Origin of the sequence: Cyclobacterium salsum (assembly GCF_010119245.1) — a bacterium.
Taxonomy (GTDB): Bacteria; Bacteroidota; Bacteroidia; order Cytophagales; family Cyclobacteriaceae; genus Cyclobacterium; species Cyclobacterium salsum.
On record NZ_WNKG01000005.1, the window covers coordinates 63,701 to 81,963 of the forward strand.

At 45.4% G+C, this 18,263-nt stretch carries 13 protein-coding genes; 12 read left to right on the forward strand and 1 reads right to left on the reverse strand.

The features are described 5' to 3' along the window. Nucleotides 1-20: 20 nt before the first annotated feature. The 7 genes from GJS45_RS09495 to GJS45_RS09525 all read left to right on the forward strand — a co-directional run bounded on the left by GJS45_RS09495 (nt 21) and on the right by GJS45_RS09525 (nt 11,526). A complete protein-coding gene (locus GJS45_RS09495; RefSeq protein WP_235954697.1) occupies nt 21-3,689 on the forward strand; it encodes a sensor histidine kinase in 3,669 nt (1,222 codons plus the stop codon). A gap of 89 nt (nt 3,690-3,778) precedes the next feature. Continuing rightward, the gene (locus GJS45_RS09500) at nt 3,779-7,222 is read left to right on the forward strand and encodes a hypothetical protein (RefSeq protein ID WP_235954698.1); all 3,444 of its coding nucleotides are present in this window, start codon (nt 3,779-3,781) and stop codon (nt 7,220-7,222) included. Between the two features lie 76 nt (nt 7,223-7,298). After that, nucleotides 7,299-8,003: an SDR family oxidoreductase gene (locus tag GJS45_RS09505; RefSeq protein WP_162341307.1), complete on the forward strand. Its 705-nt coding sequence runs from the start codon at nt 7,299-7,301 to the stop codon at nt 8,001-8,003. 2 nt (nt 8,004-8,005) lie between these two features. After that, the gene (gene ispG, locus GJS45_RS09510; protein ID WP_162341309.1) at nt 8,006-10,000 is read left to right on the forward strand and encodes a (E)-4-hydroxy-3-methylbut-2-enyl-diphosphate synthase; all 1,995 of its coding nucleotides are present in this window, start codon (nt 8,006-8,008) and stop codon (nt 9,998-10,000) included. A gap of 19 nt (nt 10,001-10,019) precedes the next feature. Then, a complete protein-coding gene (locus tag GJS45_RS09515; protein ID WP_394351321.1) occupies nt 10,020-10,211 on the forward strand; it encodes a DUF6728 family protein in 192 nt (63 codons plus the stop codon). Next, nucleotides 10,211-10,561 (forward strand): MmcQ/YjbR family DNA-binding protein, encoded by a 351-nt coding sequence (locus tag GJS45_RS09520; RefSeq protein ID WP_162341311.1) that lies wholly within the window; start codon nt 10,211-10,213, stop codon nt 10,559-10,561. The genes GJS45_RS09515 and GJS45_RS09520 overlap by 1 nt, the downstream gene beginning before the upstream one ends. Continuing rightward, nucleotides 10,558-11,526, forward strand: coding sequence for an ABC transporter ATP-binding protein (locus GJS45_RS09525; protein WP_162341313.1), 969 nt, complete (start codon nt 10,558-10,560; stop codon nt 11,524-11,526). Before GJS45_RS09520 ends, GJS45_RS09525 begins: the two co-directional genes overlap by 4 nt. Nucleotide 11,527: 1 nt before the next feature. On the opposite strand, the gene GJS45_RS09530 is transcribed toward GJS45_RS09525, so the two are convergent. After that, nucleotides 11,528-12,025 (reverse strand): FKBP-type peptidyl-prolyl cis-trans isomerase, encoded by a 498-nt coding sequence (locus GJS45_RS09530; RefSeq protein ID WP_162341315.1) that lies wholly within the window; start codon nt 12,023-12,025, stop codon nt 11,528-11,530. Between the two features lie 154 nt (nt 12,026-12,179). On the opposite strand from GJS45_RS09530, the gene rhaM reads away from it, so the two are divergent. From rhaM to GJS45_RS09555, 5 genes are all read left to right on the forward strand, one after another. Next, nucleotides 12,180-12,494, forward strand: a complete 315-nt coding sequence (gene rhaM / locus GJS45_RS09535) for an L-rhamnose mutarotase (protein WP_162341317.1) — start codon at nt 12,180-12,182, stop codon at nt 12,492-12,494. 23 nt (nt 12,495-12,517) lie between these two features. Next, a complete protein-coding gene (locus GJS45_RS09540; protein ID WP_235954699.1) occupies nt 12,518-15,334 on the forward strand; it encodes a glycosyl hydrolase in 2,817 nt (938 codons plus the stop codon). 137 nt (nt 15,335-15,471) lie between these two features. After that, nucleotides 15,472-16,521 carry a GntR family transcriptional regulator gene (locus GJS45_RS09545; protein WP_162341319.1) on the forward strand — a complete coding sequence of 350 codons (1,050 nt, stop codon included), beginning with the start codon at nt 15,472-15,474 and terminating at the stop codon, nt 16,519-16,521. Between the two features lie 153 nt (nt 16,522-16,674). After that, nucleotides 16,675-18,063 carry a purine-cytosine permease family protein gene (locus GJS45_RS09550; protein WP_162341321.1) on the forward strand — a complete coding sequence of 463 codons (1,389 nt, stop codon included), beginning with the start codon at nt 16,675-16,677 and terminating at the stop codon, nt 18,061-18,063. Continuing rightward, nucleotides 18,060-18,251 carry a hypothetical protein gene (locus GJS45_RS09555; RefSeq protein WP_162341323.1) on the forward strand — a complete coding sequence of 64 codons (192 nt, stop codon included), beginning with the start codon at nt 18,060-18,062 and terminating at the stop codon, nt 18,249-18,251. The genes GJS45_RS09550 and GJS45_RS09555 overlap by 4 nt, the downstream gene beginning before the upstream one ends. Nucleotides 18,252-18,263: the final 12 nt, after the last annotated feature.

An 18,263-nucleotide genomic window follows, 5' to 3' on the forward strand; every position in this document is an offset into this window, starting at 1 on the left:
TGTTAGTCGTTTTTATTCTCATGTTAGGGATCGTCTTGTCCTTGAATTTTTTTCTTGGGGGCGAAAAAGATCGGGACACGGCCTTTTATACTTCCCAGCTGGAAGAGCGAATGGCCGAAGTGATACAGCACTTTGATGAAGATTATATTCAACTTGTAACGGCCAATCCGTCAACTGATGAGTTAACCTTTGCTTCCCTTACTTTTTCTCATCACTATCCCTATTATATTTTTACAAAAGAAGGAGATCTTCATTACTGGTCAGACATAGAAATGGTGCCGCAGTTCGAAAATCTGAATTTATCCAAAAAGTACCAGCTGATAGAGAATGAACGGGGAGTTTACTTTGCAAAGCTCTGGCACTTAAATCGAAATGGTACCGAATACCGGCTACTCCATGTCTATCCGCTGGTGAATAAATTGACCATTGATAATGAATACCTTCCTGACGGATTTGACCGGCAAACCTTCGGTAATGACCGGTTTATTCTTTCTAACCAGCCTAAAGAGGGGTATCAGGCGGTTTACTTCGAAGAGGATTACTTGTTCTCCGTTTTTTTTAGGGTTGGATTCGATACAGCTGGCAAGGCTACTAATCACACCTTGCTGGTTTTTTTCTTTTCCCTTTTGGGACTCGTATTGATTATTGGCGGTGACTTTGTTTACACGCTCTGGACAAAAGGACAAAAGGTTATTGCTACCTTTTATACTTTTTTAATTTTAGGTTGCATACGCATATTGATGCTTGCTTTCAGTTTTCCGAATGATTTTTTCCAAACCGGCATTTTTGACCCGAGTCTTTATGCCTCGTCCAAACTTAACCCCAGCTTGGGGGATTTGCTGCTTAATGTGATTTGCTACCTGGTAGTTTTGAGTATGGTAATAGCAATATTGGGTAGTAAACGGTTGCTCTTTAATTTTATTCAGTTCAGAAAGAAGTATGCCTATAGTATCCAATTACTGGCTGCCTACCTGCTTTCTACCTTCCTGATGTTTCTGTTTTTCTTTCTTTATGTAAACATTGTTGAAAATGCACAGTGGAATCTGAATATTGCCTCCATTCCGACATTTGACTACCTAAAGGCAATCAGCTTATTCGTCGTTTTCCTGGGAGGAGCCGCTTACCTTCTTTTCTCCATCATCGGGTTGAATATGGTATTGTACAAACGTTCGGATCCCGTTTTTTTTCCCTTAAAAGTATTGATGCTTTTTGCTTTCCCACTGGTGGTGTCGCTCTTTTTTGTGGATTTTATTTGGTTGGTTTCTTTTCTGGCACATTTAATTTTGTTAATCGCTATTGTCAGTTTTCGATTGTATAACAAAATCTTTAAGCTGGAATTTAACACCTTCCTGACGTTCTTTTTCGCCTGTTTGATAGGGGCGATTATTTCGAGTACAGCATCTTACCAACACTTTCGAAGTGATCAAATTAGATCCAAACAAAAATTCGCAACCACGATTATGCTCGATCGAGATGTGATGGGGGAGTTTTTGTTAGAGGAAATCATGCACCGTATTGAGGAGGATTTGTTTATAAAGACCAGAATTTCCGATCCCTTGCTTTCCAAGGATCCCATTGAAAGGAAACTACAGAAAATCTACCTATCCGGGTATTTTGACCAGTATAATCAAAAAATATCGGTCTACAATCAAGCTGGTCAACCCATTCTGGATGGTGCAGAAAGCCCAAGTCTGGATGAGTACAAGAACACGTACATGAATAGTGATTATGCGACACAGGTTCACAACCTTTATTACGTAAAAACCACTGAAACCAACACTGGAAACCGACTGGTCGCATTTATCAAAATTCACCGGGAGGATTATTTCCTGGGGACCATTGTCATTGAATTGAATCAACAACGGCTGGAGTCGGGGAAGGCATTTCCTAAATTATTAATGGACAATAAATACGCCTCCAATTATATAGAAACGAATTTTGACTTTGCCATTTTTGATGAAGGAACGTTGGATTACAGTTCAGGGGTTTACAGCTACCGAAGTACAGCGATGGATGAGATGTTGGTGGATCCCGACCTGTTCACCGGGGGTATAATTGAAAACGAATACCATCACTATGGCGTGGAATACAATGAAAAAGTCATCGTCATCTCCTCTCCTCAATACCCTGGGAATTACATTTTGGGAGACATGGCCTTTTTCTTCGTCAGTTACCTGATATTGACCTTGGTTTCTATTTGCGTTTTCCTTGCCTTGGCAGGAGTTAATACCTTGCGATTTAACTATGCCACCAAACTACAGTTGTACCTGAATTTCGCTTTTTTCTTCCCCATGCTAATCATCAGCGTTATTGCCGTTGGGTTTTTGAGCCACTCGTATACCCAGGATTTACACCGGCAGTACTTTCAAAAAGCAGGGATTATTCGGGATAATTTAAACCGGAACCTGGGAGGCGACCAATTTTCCGGCCTGAACCGGGATGAAATCAACGATGAATTATTTTCTCTTGCAAATGCTACGGATGCCGATATCAATCTGTATATGCCAAATGGTCTGCTTATGGGCAGTAACCAACCTGCTATTTTTGATAAGAAAATTCTGACCCGATACCTGCATCCTGGTGCCTATGTGGCCATTATTGAAAATCAGGAAAACAGGCTGCTACAAACCGAAAAGGTGGGCACCATGCAGTTCAAGACGGTCTACCTGGCATTGAAGAATGGTGAAAACCAACAGTTGCAAGCCATCATTGCCATCCCTTTCTTTGAAGCTGAAGAGGAATTAAACGTGATGATCACAGAAGTGTTTAGTAATATTTTGGTGATTTTTGTGCTGATGTTTTTGGTTTTCCTGATCATCTCCTACTTCGTGTCGCGGCACCTGACGCATCCGTTTAAATTGCTGACGCAAAAACTGAAAGACACCAACCTGGAAAATAATGAATACATGGTGTGGCCTTCGAAAGACGAAATCGGACTGTTGGTCAACGAATACAATAACATGTTGTTTAAGCTGGAAGCGAGTAAAAAAGTATTGGCCTCCAATGAAAAGGAGTCGGCCTGGCGGGAAATGGCTAAGCAGGTGGCCCATGAAATAAAAAATCCCCTTACTCCGATGAAATTGACCTTGCAGCACTTATTGCGCCTGAAAGCGGAAAATAAATTGGATCAGGAAGATGCTCTGGAAAAACCGATATTATCCATCATCCATCAAGTGGATACATTGAGTGAAATTGCCAGCTCTTTTTCTACTTTTGCCAAGATGCCGCTTCCTCAAAATCAGGAGCTGGATTTTCGGGCCGTCGTTAGCGAATGCGTTTCCTTGTTTTGTACCCGTGAGGATTTGCAACTGGAATTTGAGGATGCCGTTCCGGAAGGCAGTTCTTCCAAAATAATGGGGGACGAAAAGCTCTATGGACGCGTGATATCTAATTTAATTATCAACGGGATTCAAGCTGTACCGGATGGTCAAAAGCCAATGATACAAGTTTGTCTTACCTACGAGGAAGAAGGGATGATTCAGTTGGCAATCAAGGATAATGGAAAAGGTATAGACGATGAGTTAAAAGAGAAGGTGTTTCTTCCGAATTTTAGCACCAAAACAGATGGATCCGGTCTAGGCCTGGCCATTGCCAAACGCGGTGTAGAGACGGCCGGAGGAAAAATATGGTTTAAAACTTCAAAAGGCTCAGGGACTGTATTTTACTTGCTTTTCCCCCTTATCGGATAAGAGCTCAATTATTCCATCGGAATTTATTACTTTAGTGGCCGGTAATCGTCAGTGCTATGGGGTTGGTGAAGTTTTTTTTAACTTTTTTAATGGTGTTTTTTGGAGTGGCCGCAATGGCCCAATCGCTCCAGGAAACGTGCACCTGGATCAAACCAAACTCGAATTCCGCCGAGTTCCTATTGGATTCCATGAGCGTTCGTCCCAGGACCATCCGTGTGGCTGATCCAGCTGGAAATCCGGTACCCCATTACTACCTCATCCAGACCGGGAAAATAAGGGTAGAAAGCGGAAATACTCCGCTGCCCGATTCCTTGCAGGTTTGCTACGATCCCCTGCCTTTTTCTTTTCACAAAACGTATCGAAATCGCTCACTGGCCGAGGACTACGATTCCCTGGCCTATTTCAAAGACAGCCCTCCGGATAAAAAGCCGATTATGGACTTTAAAGAGGAAGTATTCTCCTCCAATAAGCTCAATCAATCGGGAAGTCTTACCCGGGGAATATCCTTTGGAAACACCCAAAACGTCTTTGTCAATTCAGCCCTGAATCTTCAGATGGATGGGGAATTGACAGACAATTTACAGATCCGTGCCAGTATTACCGATCAGAATGTTCCTTTTCAGCCGGAGGGAAACACCCAGCAGATTCAGGATTTCGACAACGTGTTGATCGAACTGTACAACGAGCAATTCAACCTTGCCGGGGGCGATGTCGTTTTGCAGCAGCGGAAGTCGGAATTTCTTCGTTATTATAAAAATGTGCAGGGACTTCAGTTTCGCTCCGATTATAGTCTCGGATCCAATTGGAAGGCATCCACGCAAATCGGGGCTGCGATAGCGAAAGGTAAATTCGCCTCTGTACTACTCGATGTGTTGGAAGGTGTCTCCGGTCCCTACCGTGTGAGAGGGCCTGGTAATGAGCGGTTTGTTATCATTATGGCGAATTCTGAAAAGGTGTTTTTGGACGGTAAACAGCTAAGAAGGGGGTTCAACAATGATTACACCATTGATTACAATCAGGGGGAAATAACGTTTACTCCGGATGTATTGATCACGCAATATTCCCGGGTCCGGGTGGACTTTGAATATTCGGAAAGAAACTTTTCCAGGTCCATCTTGACCGCCAGTCATCAGCAACAAAATGAAAATGTACTGGTGTATTTTAATTATTACCGGGAAAAAGATGATCGCAACCAGCCACTGTTTATGGAGTTTTCTGATGCTGATAAAAATTTATTGGCAGCAGTGGGCGATGATCTCTCGGCTGCCACCGTTCCACGGATAGATAGTATCCCCTTTGACCCAAACCGGATTTTGTATAAAAAAGTGACCGAGGTAAATGAGCAGGGCGATCCCCTCAGCTACTATGCTTACAGTACTGACCCGGACGAGGCTTTTTATGCCATTGGATTTTCTGAAACTGGGGTCGGAAAGGGAAATTATCGAAGGGAAAGGCAACTGGCGAATGGGATCGTTTATGAGTTTGTGCCCCCGGTGGATGGGGTCCCTCAGGGCAATTATTCGATCCGTACTCCTTTGCCTGCTCCGAATAAAAAACAGATGGTAACGGCAGGAACCGAAATTCGATTGGGTGCATACGAAAAAGTGTTTTCAGAAGTAGCCCTGTCAGACCAAGATGAAAACCTCTTTTCTCCACTGGATAAGGATGATAATGCAGGATATGGCCTCAAAGCCGGGTTGATTTCAGAAGGCAGATCGGTTTCTTCGCTGAAGGGTTATCGGTTCAATGGACAAACGATCGTGGAATACAATTCCACTCATTTTTCTTTTATCGATCGGTTGCGCTACATTGAGTTTGATAGAGACTGGGGGCTGCGGCCTGAGGAGAACCAAACAAATGCAGCCGAAAAGCTCTTTCAGGCAAAAGTAGAGCTGGCAAAAGATGCGAACAATCGGATCGCCTACAGCCTTGATCTTCGGGAGCGGAGGGGTGTATTAGCAGGAGTGCAGCAAAAAGCAGCATTTTACCATCATTTCAAAAACAGGTGGTTCTTAACCAATGACTTTTTTCGTCTGAGCAGTGATGTTCAGACCCTAAACTCGGATTGGCTGCGTTATGAAGGCGAGTTGAAATACCGATCCCGGTTTTTGGTGCCGGGCTACCGGTTCCAGGTAGATCGAAACGTCGTTTCCAACCCTCAAAAGGAACAAGTAATCCGAACGGCCATGAACTTTAAAGAACATCAGGTTTCCCTGCATACCAATGACAGCTTGAAATTCCATGCCTATGCCACCGCCAGCCTACGGGAAGATAGAGCCGTTAGCGATGGTGAGCTGATTCCGGATACCCGGGCGTTTGTGAATACCTATGGGTTGAGCGGAACCTTTGGTTTGCATACGCTCAAAGGCTCATTCACGTATCGGGAGTTATCGTTTCTGAGCCGGGAGCAGGCGGAGGAAACGACTGTCATGGGAAAACTGGATTACCGGAGTTCCCTCTTTGACCAAAACCTGAACAATGAATTTACCTATGCCCTGGGAAATGGGAGGGAATTGAGAAGGGAGTTTGTATTTCTTCCCGTGCCTACCGGCGAAGGAACCCACACCTGGCGGGATGATAATGAAGATGGGGTGCAGCAACTAAACGAATTTTACCTGGCCATCAATCCGGAAGAAAAAAACTACATCAAACTATTCGTGCCCACGGATGAATACGTGCAGGCTTATACCACTTTGTTTAATTACCGGCTGAATGCGAAATTCCCTTCCGAATGGAAAGAAGAGGGAGGGCTTAAAAAATGGCTTTCCCGGTTTTCCAATCAGACCAACTGGAATGTGGAAAAGAAGATTACTTCCAGGGATATATTCCAACGCATCAGCCCGCTACTTGCCAATGCAAAGGACACTTCTTTGTTATCACTACGTCAGACGTTTCGGTCTTCCCTGTTTTTTAATCGGGCCTCTGCTGTTTACGGCATGGATGTATCCTTTTACAATTCCCATCAAAAACAGTTGCTTACCGGAGGATTTGAAGATTTTTCCCGGGATGATTGGCGGGTAAATGCCCGGTATTCGTTAAATTCCCAATGGAATCTGCTGATGTACTGGAACCGGGGGTTTCGAAATTCGGCCTCGGATTTTCTGGATAACCGCGATTTCACCATTTACCAGCAGACCGTGGGGCCGGAAATAAACCTGCAGCCATCGCCGGCCTTCAGGGCATCTTTGAAATACCGGATGACAAGTAAGGAAAACCTGGCCAATGAAGCGTTTGAAGAAAGCGCCAGGATTCATGAAGCTACCTTTAATGTCCGGGTAGCCAAGGCCATTCAAACCACCCTTAATGCGCAGCTGGCCTACACTTTCATCGACTACAACGGCAAGGTAAACAGCCCTACCGGTTACGAAATGCTACAAGCCCTTACACCGGGGAATAATACCATTTGGAGCGTTAATTGGCTTCAAAAGATTGGGGAAGGGCTCCAGTTAACCATGATTTATGAAGGAAGGAATTCTCAGGGACTCGAGCGATTGGTGCATACCGGCCGCATGCAGGTTTCCGCCTTATTCTAATTAGGCATAGCGCTGGAAAAAATGTAACTTTGTACCGATTATTTGGTTGTCATACTAATAATTAAAACACAAACTAATGTCAAAAAGTATATTGGTCACCGGAGGTACCAAGGGGATTGGGAAGGCCATTATCCACCGATTTGCAATGGAAGGGTTTACCATTTTTACCTGCAGCAGGAACAGCGGCGAACTGAACGCCCTCAAGGAGCAGGTCGAAGGCCTTTATCCGGAAGCCTCCGTGAAGGTGATGGAAGCCGATTTATCCCAAAAGGAAGAGGCCAAGGCATTTGCTGCCTTTGTAAAAAAATCCACGGTTCCTGATGTTTTAGTGAATAATACCGGTATTTTTATTCCCGGGAGCCTTCACGAGGAGCCGGAAGAGAACTTCGAGAAAACGATGCATACGAATTTATTCAGCACTTACTATCTTACCCGGGCCTTTACGGACGAGTTTATTAATAGAAAAAGCGGCCATATTTTTTCCATCGGAAGCATTGCAGGCCTTACCGCCTATGCCAATGGCGGAAGCTATGCGGTCTCCAAATGGGCCATGCTGGGATTTACCAAATGCCTGCGTCAGGAGCTCCTGCCTCATGGAATTCGGGTAACTTCCGTTTTGCCCGGGGCTACGTACACTGCGAGTTGGGAAGGAGTGGATTTACCGGAGGATCGGTTTATAAAAGCGAGTGATGTGGCGGAGGCAGTTTGGTCTGCCTATAACCTTTCACCCCGTTCTGTTGTTGAAGAGATAGTGATCCGGCCACAATTAGGTGATATATAATTATGGAACTGAAAACCATCGAAGAAAAGACAAGCTATTGCAATAGCCTCACTGACTATTCCCGAAGGAAAACCATCCCTGTAAAAGTGGGTGATTTAATGATAGGAGGGGATAATCCCATTGTAGTTCAATCCATGACCACAGTGGATACCATGGATACGAAAGGATCCATCGCGCAATCCATTCGAATGATCGAAAGTGGCTGCCAACTGGTTAGAATTACTGCACCTAGTATTAAAGAGGCTGAAAATTTACGGAAGATTAAAGAAGGATTGAGGAAGCAGGGTTATACCACCCCTTTGGTCGCAGATATTCATTTTACGCCAAATGCAGCCGAAGTTGCCGCTCAAATCGTAGAAAAAGTACGGGTAAATCCAGGAAATTACGCTGACAAAAAGAAATTTGAAACGCTCGAATATACCGACATCACCTATCAGGCAGAATTGGAAAGGATTCGAGAGCGATTTTTGCCTTTAGTAAAAATCTGCAAGGCGAATGGTACCGCCATGCGTATCGGAACCAATCACGGTTCCCTTTCGGATCGGATCATGAGCCGGTACGGCGACACACCGCTGGGTATGGTGGAGTCAGCCCTTGAGTTTTTACGGATTTGTGAGGATGAAAATTACCATGATATCGTCATTTCCATGAAGTCCTCCAATACCCAGGTAATGGTCCAGGCGTACCGCCTGCTGGTGCAGAAGCTGGATGAGGGAGGTTTTAAGCCTTACCCGCTTCATTTGGGAGTCACCGAAGCAGGAGATGGTGAAGATGGAAGGGTAAAATCAGCCGTAGGTATTGGTGCCCTGTTGGAAGATGGACTTGGAGATACGGTTCGGGTCTCCCTTACCGAAGATCCGGAATTTGAATCCCCGGTGGTCAAAACCCTCATCGACCGGTACGCCCAGCGTCCCGAAAAATCAGGCATTCCTCGGCTGGATTCCTATCCCCTGGATCCATTCAGCTATACCAAAAGAAAAACGGTAGAGGTGGGGAATTTTGGAAGCGGAAATGTGCCCAGGGTGATTACCGATATTTCTAAGTTGAACCTATTGGAGCCCAAGGAGCTAAAAGGCACCGGTCACTTTTACCTGCCGGAACCGGATAAGTGGAAGATGAACGACCAGGGCTGCGACTACCTGTATTCGGGTACTACCCCTGTCCCCTTCATGCTTCCCAACGGAGTAAAAGAAATTATTGATCACGCTGCCTGGAAATCGCATGCGGACAGGAAAAATAGTTGCCCGGCCATCTCCCTTGAGACGCTGAAATCCAGTCAGGAGCTTCACCCCGAAGTTAATTTCCTCTTTCTACCCTGTGAGCAGGTGGAGGAGGCAATACCCTTGCTATCCGATGAGATGCCGGTAGTGATTGTTTTGGCTACGAATAAAATCCATCAAATGCAGGCGTTGAGACGGGCTTTTGTATCGCTGATACAGGCCGGTATTCAATTACCCGTGGTGCCCAAGGTGAGTTACCCGGACGAAGACACTGAAAAAACGATGCTTTTTGCCGCCACGGATGTGGGAGGCTTGCTTATCGACGGGCTGGGTGATGGCATCATGATCGGGCTGGATCGATTGAACTTAGATCAGCGGCAAGTCTTGCTGAACCAAATCAAATTACACAACTCTGTTAGTTTTGGTGTTCTTCAGGCAGCCAGGACGCGAATGTCCAAGACCGAGTACATTTCCTGCCCTTCCTGTGGGCGCACCTTGTTTGACCTGCAGGAAACGACGGCAATGATCCGGAAAAGGACCGACCATTTAAAAGGTGTCAAAATTGGAATAATGGGCTGTATTGTGAATGGTCCCGGAGAGATGGCAGATGCAGACTATGGCTACGTGGGTTCTGGAAAAGGCAAGATCACCTTGTATAAGGGGAAAGAGGTCGTCAAGCGCTCGGTACCCTCTGAAAGGGCGGTGGATGAGCTAATAGAAATCATCCGGCAAGATGGGCAGTGGATAGAGCCGGAAACCAACGATTCTCATCATTAAAACTAAAATCAATAATATCATGTCCAATAAATTAAAGGAGTTCTTTGAGGTAGGCGAGGTAGGAAACTATTTCATCCGGGTTTTTAAAAAGCCGGATCCCAACAAGAAAAGCAATTTCAATCTGCGCATGATGCATGGCATCAACAAAATATCTATTGTGGTATTTCTTGCGGCACTTATTTTCTGGATTTTCAAACGAATCATGTATTAATGAAAATTGATTTTTTCAGAAGTTATTGTCTGAAGAAAACAGGCACTACCGAATCCACCCCTTTTGATGAGAACGCCCTCTGTTTTCAGGTGGGAGGTAAAATTTTTGCGATCATTGATATTGAGTTGTTTGAAAGTGTAAATCTGAAATGCGATCCGGAAAGAGCAGTGCTACTCCGGGAGCAACACGAGGGGATTAAACCCGGCTATCATATGAATAAAAAACACTGGAATACAGTGTCCTTTGACGGGTCCATCGCTGATTCCCTGATTTTGAAATTGGTCGATCATTCGTACGAACTGGTCTATGCGGGTCTTCCCAAAAAGGTAAAAGAGCAACTTTCCCAATGACTTTTCTGAGCATCAAGGGCTTGGGTAAAACCTACCCCGGAGAAGTGTATGCCTTACAGGATGTAAGTCTTGAAATAGGGAAGGGGGAACGCTGGGCAGTGATTGGCTCCAGTGGTAGTGGAAAAAGCACCCTGCTGAGACTTATCGCCGGCTTGGAAGTTCAGGATACGGGCAAAGTGCATCTGAACGGAGAAAAAATATTGAATTCTCAGGAAAAGCTGGTAGCTGGCTACGATGCCCTACAATTGGTCAGGCAGGACAATGGGCTCTTCCCCCATTCCACCGTTGCTGAAAATATCTCACGTCCTCTATTACAATACGATAAAGATTACGCCAGGGAGCGATTGGAAAATTTATTGAAGCTGTTCGGCCTTGAGAGCAAACGGCAGGCATACCCCCGGCAATTGTCAGGAGGAGAACAACAAAAAGTAGCCATTGCACGCGCCATGAGCCTGGAGCCGGAGGTGCTGTTGCTGGACGAGCCGTTCAATTCCCTGGATAGCATGCAGAAAAGAGACTTGCTGGATGAACTCAACCTGATCTTTCAGGAATTGGAGCTTACCTTGCTGATGGTCACTCATGACATTCAGGATGCCTTATTACTCACGGACAAGCTCTGTGTGTTTTCCAGCGGAGGAAAGCTGGTCAGCAAGGGTAAAATCAAGGATATCCATCAGGATCCGCCCTCCGCGTACGTGGCCGGTTTTTTTGGGCCACTGAATGCCTTGCCTGGAAAAGAAAACCAATTCCTGCGCCCTACACACATTCAGGTAAAAAAAAGGGATGGGAAATTAACTGGTAAAGTACTTATGAACCGGTACTTTCCGGAATTTGATTTATTGACCATCAAGGTTGATGGTGCCGAACAAGCCTGGCAGGTGGCCTTTCCGGAGCGGGGTCTTTCGAAGGGAGATACGGTTCAGTTGACCTGGGAGGAAGTCCGCGAGCTCCATTTACCTAAATAATCTAGGCCATAAATCCCTCATCCCGTTCCTTGTCCGTCGCTTCCCGTACTTCAAAGACTTCACCTTCAAAATGCAAGTTCATGCCGGTTAGCGGGTGATTAAAATCCAACAGCAACTCTTCCCCCAGATCTTTTACAATTTTTGCCTGCATGGGATAGCCATCTTCGTCTACCAGCGGCAGGAAATTGCCTTCCTGGAGCATCTCTTCTTGAAATCCTCTTTCGGTATTGAACTGGGCTTTGGGAACCGAAACGATCAATTCATCATCGGCTTTTCCATAGGCTTCGGCTACTTCCAGTATAAATTGAAAGGAATCTCCGATGGTTTTTTCTTTTAATTTTTTTTCAAAAGCTTCGGGCAGGCCACTGTTGCCAAAAAGAAAATAAAACGGATCCGATTCATCTCTTACCTCCACGCTAAAGGGAGGATCCTCAGAAGCCTCATTGGTTACTTTTAATTCGTAGGTAAGCCCTACGACGGTATTTTCGTTGATTTTCATATGCTTAATATATGGGGCAAAGGTAAGATATATAAGGCGAAATTAAAATCTATCATCGAAGCCGGGAGGAATGCGTGCACAAGTTTTTCCGAAAGTTTTGCTTATTTTAAGCGTTAATTTTACCTTTAATCCATCCAATACATCCAAACAGCCTATGAAGCAGGTAGCTTTTACCATGAAATTGATTCCGGGAAATGAAGCGGAATACGAACGTAGACACCGGGAAATCTGGCCGGAATTGGCTTCTCTTCTGCGGGAAGCCGGGATACAGGAATACCATATTTTTCTTGATCCAGGCAGTCATACCCTTTTCGCTTTTCAAAACCTAAACGAACAGGGGGCCAACACCGATAGCCTACCGGAAAATACCATTATGCAAAAGTGGTGGGCTTATATGGCCGATTTGATGGAAACCAATGAAGACCAGTCTCCGAAAGTTCAGCCGCTCCAAAAGGTCTTCAGCCTATAAAATAAAAGCGATCCCTCCCACCGATGATGAAACGATATAAAACGTTACAATTAAGTCTATATTCCCTGTTTTTACTGGCTTTTCTCTTTGGATATGCTGGCTGCCAGCAAGACGAGCCGTTTACGCCAATCGTAAAGGCTGGCGAATGGCCGGAAGTGACCCGCAGCGCAAAACCCTGGACGCGATGGTGGTGGATGGGCAATGCTGTGGACGAGAAAAACCTGACAAACCTGCTCCGAGCCTATGAAGCCGCAGGTCTGGGAGGACTGGAAATCGCCCCGATTTATGGAGCAAAAGGATTTGAAGACCGTTTTTTGACCTACCTTTCTCCGGAGTGGATGGAAATGCTTCATCACACCGTGGCTACAGCCGATAGCCTGAACATGGGCATTGACCTGACGCAAGGCACTGGCTGGCCCTTTGGCGGACCGATGGTCCAACCGGAAATGGCCGCCCAGCGAATGGTGATCCAACAGCATACCTTTTCCGACCAGGAGGGATTAGACAGGCCCATCCTGCTTGAAAACACCCGTGCCACCCGCTTTGAATACGGGTTGCACACGGTAATGGCCTTTAAGGAAAACGAGACTCCGGTAAACCTTACCAGCCAAATTGATGATTCCGGAGAATTGTCCTGGGACGCTTCCGGAACATGGGAGTTGGTGGCGGTATTTAAGGCGCAAACCGGTCAGATGGTCAAAAGGGCGGCACCCGGTGGACAGGGTTTTACCCTGGACCATTATTCCAAAGAGTCCGTCAAGAATTACCTCTCGCATTTTGAAGAGGCTTTTAAGGAGGATTTTCCCGGGATAAGGGCATTTTATAACGACAGCTTTGAAGTGTATGGGGCGGATTTTACGGAGAATTTTTTTCAGTTCTTTCATGAAAAGCGAGGCTACGACCTGCGGAATCATTTACCGGAATTGCTGGCAAAAGAACCAGACGAACGCAGTGCCCGCTTAAAGTCCGATTACCGGGAGACGATCAATGACATGCTTCTGGAGAATTTTACCGGACAATGGACCGACTGGGCCAACAGGCAGGGCAAACTAACTAAAAACCAGGCGCACGGTTCACCGGGAAACCTACTGGACCTGTATGCCCGGGTGGACATACCCGAGGGGGAAACCTTCGGTTCCAGTCATTTTCCCATACCCGGTATTCGAAGAGATAGTGCCGACATCCGAAACGTGGATCCCGATCCCATCATGCTGAAATTTGCCTCCTCTGCAGCACATTTGACCGGAAAAAACCTGATTTCCACCGAAACTTTTACCTGGCTGGGAGAGCATTTTAAATCTGCTTTCTCACAAGCAAAACCGGAATTGGAGCAGGCCTTTCTGGCGGGAATTAACCATATGTTTTACCATGGAGTAACCTACTCTCCCGAAGAGGTGGATTTTCCGGGATGGCTGTTTTATGCTTCTTTGAATCTGAATACACATAACAGCCTATGGCCCCATTTTAGAGGCTTTAATGAGTATATACAGCGTGTTCAGTCGGTGCTGCAATCCGGAACGCCGGATAACGAACTGCTTATGTACTGGCCGGTGTATGATGTGTGGGCGGATCCGGAAGGCTTATCCAAGATGTTGACCGTACATGGGATTGATGAGTGGTTGCATCCCACTCCATTTTATAAAGGTTCCAAGATGTTAATGGAAAAGGGATTCGGATTGGATTTTGTCTCCGATGCCTTGGTTGGGGATTTACAGGTTTCGGATGGCCAACTTTCCTCCGCCAATGGAACTTACAGCGCTCAGGTTTTGGTGGTTCCAAAGCTTACGTATATGCCGGTAGCCACCCTGGAATGGATCCTATCGCTGGCAGAAGAAGGGGCAAAAGTAGTTTTTCAGCAGGTGCCCACCGAAGTTCCCGGGTTTAACGATTTCACTTCCAGGGAAGAAGCATTGAATACATTATGGGAGTCGTTGGCATTTGAAGCAACTGCCGGTTTACAACTGGCAAAAGTAGGAAGTGGACAGGTAATCCTTTCGGAAGACCTGCTTCAGGCCATGGAATTGGCGGGCCTGGAACGGGAAACGCTGGTGGATGAAGGGCTTCAGTATATCCGTCGAAATCTTAATGGGGAGCGGTACTATTACCTGGTGAACCATTCCGCTGAAGCAGTAGACAGCTATATCCCGCTGAAGTACGGGGGGAATGAGGCGGTACTGATGGATCCTGAACAAGGAAAAGTAGGGTTGGCACAAAACCGTGGAGAAGATGGGAAATTTGAAGTAAGGGTAAATCTGGACCCGGGGAAATCGCTGATCGTTCATTTGCTGCAGCAAGATTCCGAAGGGATTTCCGAGTGGAAGTATAGCCATTCTGAGCCGGACCTTATCCCGGTAGAAGGTCCCTGGACGCTAACCTTTACATCGGGTGGTCCGACGCTTCCGGAAGCGCAACAATTAGAGGAAATTCAGCCCTGGACCAGTTTGGAAAATGAAAATGTCCTGCATTTTTCGGGACAGGCTTTATACGAAACAAAATTAGACCTCAACCTGAGTCAAGGCGCAAAACACGTATTGAATTTGGGTAAGGTATTGGAAAGCGCGCGGGTGTGGATCAATGGACAGGAAGTTGGCTTTGCTTTTGGCATACCCTTTAAGCTGGATGTAAGCGATTACCTTCAAAATGGGACGAATGAAATTGAAATAGAGGTGGCCAATCTTATGGCTAACCGCATCCGTTACCTGGACCAGCAGGGAGTTACCTGGCGAAATTACCATGAAATCAATTTTGTGAACATTGATTACGGGCCTTTTGATGCTTCTGGCTGGGACATCATGCCTTCCGGTCTCGCAGGTCCGGTCAACATCGAAATTCACCCTTGATAGAAATAGTAGTTGTACGGATTGCCAAATTCAATTAAATAAGGTGAAATGTTACTATTGAGGAATATTTAATTAATTTTAAATGTACTTCGTTTGAGAAGTGTAGGACTGTAGCTGCTTAAAATAACCTGAATCCCATGATTGAAGTAAAGACCCTCATCCGCCTGGATGAAAATTCGCGAATTCCTAAATACCAGCAAATTGTCAATTCCATTATTGAAGATATTGAAGGTTGCCAGTTGCAGGTAGGGGATAAGATTCCTTCCATCAACGAAATAAGTGAAGAACATTACCTTTCCAGGGATACGGTAGAGAAGGCCTACAATCAATTAAAAGAAAAAAAAATTATTCTTTCTGTAAAAGGGAAGGGCTATTATGTAGCTAAGAACATTTCCACTTCCAAAGTGAGCATCTTGTTTTTGCTCAATAAGCTCAGCAACTACAAGCTAAAAACCTACAATTCTTTCATTAACAGCATGGGTGCGGACGCGCAGGTAGATTTAAATATTTACCATTGCGACCCTAAATTGCTAATGAATATTCTTAATGAAAATCGGGGAGGCTACGATTATTACGTACTGATGCCCCATTTCAAAGACGAAATCCAGGGTCATTACAATTTGGATACCGAGGTAATGAAGTGTCTGAGAAAGATTCCTGCGGATAAATTGATTGTGATGGACAATCAAATACCGGAACTAGGAGACGAGGTTTCGGCCATTTACCAGGATTTTAAAAATGATATTTACAATGCCCTCTGTGAGGGAATATTTCAGTTGCAGCATTACGAAAAGTTGATGTTGGTATATCCAAATGATACCGTTTACCCCTACCCCAGAGAAATCATGGAGGGTTTTAAAAAGTTTTGCCGTGATTTTGATTTTGATTTTGAGATCCTGGAAACCGTATATGCCGAGATGGAATTGAGGCATAAGGATGCGTTCATCGTCATTGAGGAAAACGATTTGGTGAACCTGGTAAAACAGGTACGTGAACAGGATTTTGAATTAGGAGTCGATATTGGGATTATTTCCTACAATGACACCCCTTTGAAGGAGCTTTTGGGTATTACCGTCATTTCAACCGATTTTAGGCTAATGGGCGAGACGGCCGCCTATATGATCAAAAAGAATAAAAAAGAATCGGTTAAAAATGTTTTCAAATTTATAAACCGGGGCTCAGTTTAAAAATCAACTAGTAATTCCAATGTAGTTAATGGGTTTAGTTATAGATGTATATGTCTTATACCGGATTACTTATCACAGGCCGAATGTCATTTTTAATCAACATCCAAACAAGGTAACAAAACAAGCTTTTGACTCTCTCAGTAACCAAATTCTATGGAAAAAAATAAAAGTCTGGTAGCGCGTCTGAATTCCGTAAATGAATACGAGCAGGAAGCCATACCCGCCAATAAATTAAAGGGTTGGAGGAGCTTTCTGGGGACCTATGCCGGAGAGCATACGGCGGGTACCGAATTTGTAATCGGTCCTTTATTTGTGGCACATGGTGCCAGTGCCATTGATTTGGTTACGGGGTTGATTCTGGGAAATATCCTGGCCGTCTTAAGCTGGGCGTTTTTGACAGCGAAAATAGCCGTAAAAACCAGGGTCACCCTTTATTACCTACTGGAAAAAATTGCCGGGAAAAGGTTTACCCTCATTTATAATCTGGTAAATGCGGGATTGTTTTGCTTTTTAGCCGGATCCATGATAGCTGTAGCGGCGACAGCCGTGGGAATTCCGTTCGATATGGCCATGCCTCAGTTGACCGATGTCTATCCCAACAATTTGGGATGGGTGCTTACGGTTTTTGCTGTGGGAACCATCACCACCATTATTGCGATGTTTGGCTTTGATCAGGTGTCCAAATTTGCCATGGTAGCAGCTCCCTGGATGATCATGGTATTCATTGCTGCTGCCCTGGCTGTATTGCCCCGGTTGGGAGTGACTGATGCGGGTTCGTTCTGGTCAGTCGCAGAGAGCACCATCTGGACCGGAGTTCCGCTAGAAGGGCAAAGTAAATTTGGATTCTGGCACATTTTGTTCTTTGCCTGGTTTTGTAACATGGCTATGCACATAGGTATGGCGGACCTTTCCTTGCTGCGCTACGCCAAAAAATGGCAGTATGGCTTCTCGTCTGCAACCGGCGTGTTTCTGGGGCATTTTATCGCCTGGATAGCTTCCGGGATATTGTATTCCTTGTTTTTGATCGAATCCGAGGGGAGCCTAACCTTTGCTCCAGGACCCATTGCCTACAGTGCGGTGGGAGTTGCGGGAGCCATCTGTGTGGTGGTAGCGGGTTGGACTACTGCCAATCCCACGCTATACCGGGCGGGTCTCGCCATTCAATCCATTAATCCTCGTTGGAAAACCTGGAAAGTTACCTTGTTTGTAGGGTTATTTACCACTATTGCGGCCTGTTTTCCGGCCTTGGTGATGATGCTTCTGGAATTTGTAGCCCTTTACGGTTTGATCCTGATGCCTGTTGGGGCCGTTATATTTATTGACGTGTACCTGCTGGAAAAAATGGGGCTTACATCCAACTACGCCCAAGTGAGTGGTAAACGTCTGAACAGCGCAGTGGCCATCACCTGGCTGGTCACCCTGGCCTTTTGTTTGCTACTCAACCTGATGGTAGGGGTGGAAATCTTCTTCCTTGGACTGCCTGGATGGTTCGTGGCTGTTTTGGTATATGTCATTGCCAGTAAAATCATGCAACGAAAATGAAAAAACTTCTGATAAAACTACTTTCCTTTATAGGCTTGGGGCTGAATATTGTCCCGGCAATGTTGGTGTTTTCCGCTGAGATGACACCCGATACCTGTAAACAGCTCATGTTGGCTGGAACGATTCTTTGGTTTGTGACTGCTCCTTCCTGGATGAACAAAGGACAGGAGGACGCTAGCCAGGAATAAATGCAGCGTCTA

Bases quoted from the DNA above. Each gene is read 5' to 3' on its own strand.
- GJS45_RS09495 (WP_235954697.1), top strand. From the start codon at position 21: ATGTTAGGGATCGTCTTGTCCTTGAATTTTTTTCTTGGGGGCGAAAAA.
- GJS45_RS09500 (WP_235954698.1), top strand. From the start codon at position 3,779: ATGGTGTTTTTTGGAGTGGCCGCAATGGCCCAATCGCTCCAGGAAACG.
- GJS45_RS09505 (WP_162341307.1), top strand. From the start codon at position 7,299: ATGTCAAAAAGTATATTGGTCACCGGAGGTACCAAGGGGATTGGGAAG.
- ispG (WP_162341309.1), top strand. From the start codon at position 8,006: ATGGAACTGAAAACCATCGAAGAAAAGACAAGCTATTGCAATAGCCTC.
- GJS45_RS09515 (WP_394351321.1), top strand. From the start codon at position 10,020: ATGTCCAATAAATTAAAGGAGTTCTTTGAGGTAGGCGAGGTAGGAAAC.
- GJS45_RS09520 (WP_162341311.1), top strand. From the start codon at position 10,211: ATGAAAATTGATTTTTTCAGAAGTTATTGTCTGAAGAAAACAGGCACT.
- GJS45_RS09525 (WP_162341313.1), top strand. From the start codon at position 10,558: ATGACTTTTCTGAGCATCAAGGGCTTGGGTAAAACCTACCCCGGAGAA.
- GJS45_RS09530 (WP_162341315.1), bottom strand. From the start codon at position 12,025: ATGAAAATCAACGAAAATACCGTCGTAGGGCTTACCTACGAATTAAAA.
- rhaM (WP_162341317.1), top strand. From the start codon at position 12,180: ATGAAGCAGGTAGCTTTTACCATGAAATTGATTCCGGGAAATGAAGCG.
- GJS45_RS09540 (WP_235954699.1), top strand. From the start codon at position 12,518: ATGATGAAACGATATAAAACGTTACAATTAAGTCTATATTCCCTGTTT.
- GJS45_RS09545 (WP_162341319.1), top strand. From the start codon at position 15,472: ATGATTGAAGTAAAGACCCTCATCCGCCTGGATGAAAATTCGCGAATT.
- GJS45_RS09550 (WP_162341321.1), top strand. From the start codon at position 16,675: ATGGAAAAAAATAAAAGTCTGGTAGCGCGTCTGAATTCCGTAAATGAA.
- GJS45_RS09555 (WP_162341323.1), top strand. From the start codon at position 18,060: ATGAAAAAACTTCTGATAAAACTACTTTCCTTTATAGGCTTGGGGCTG.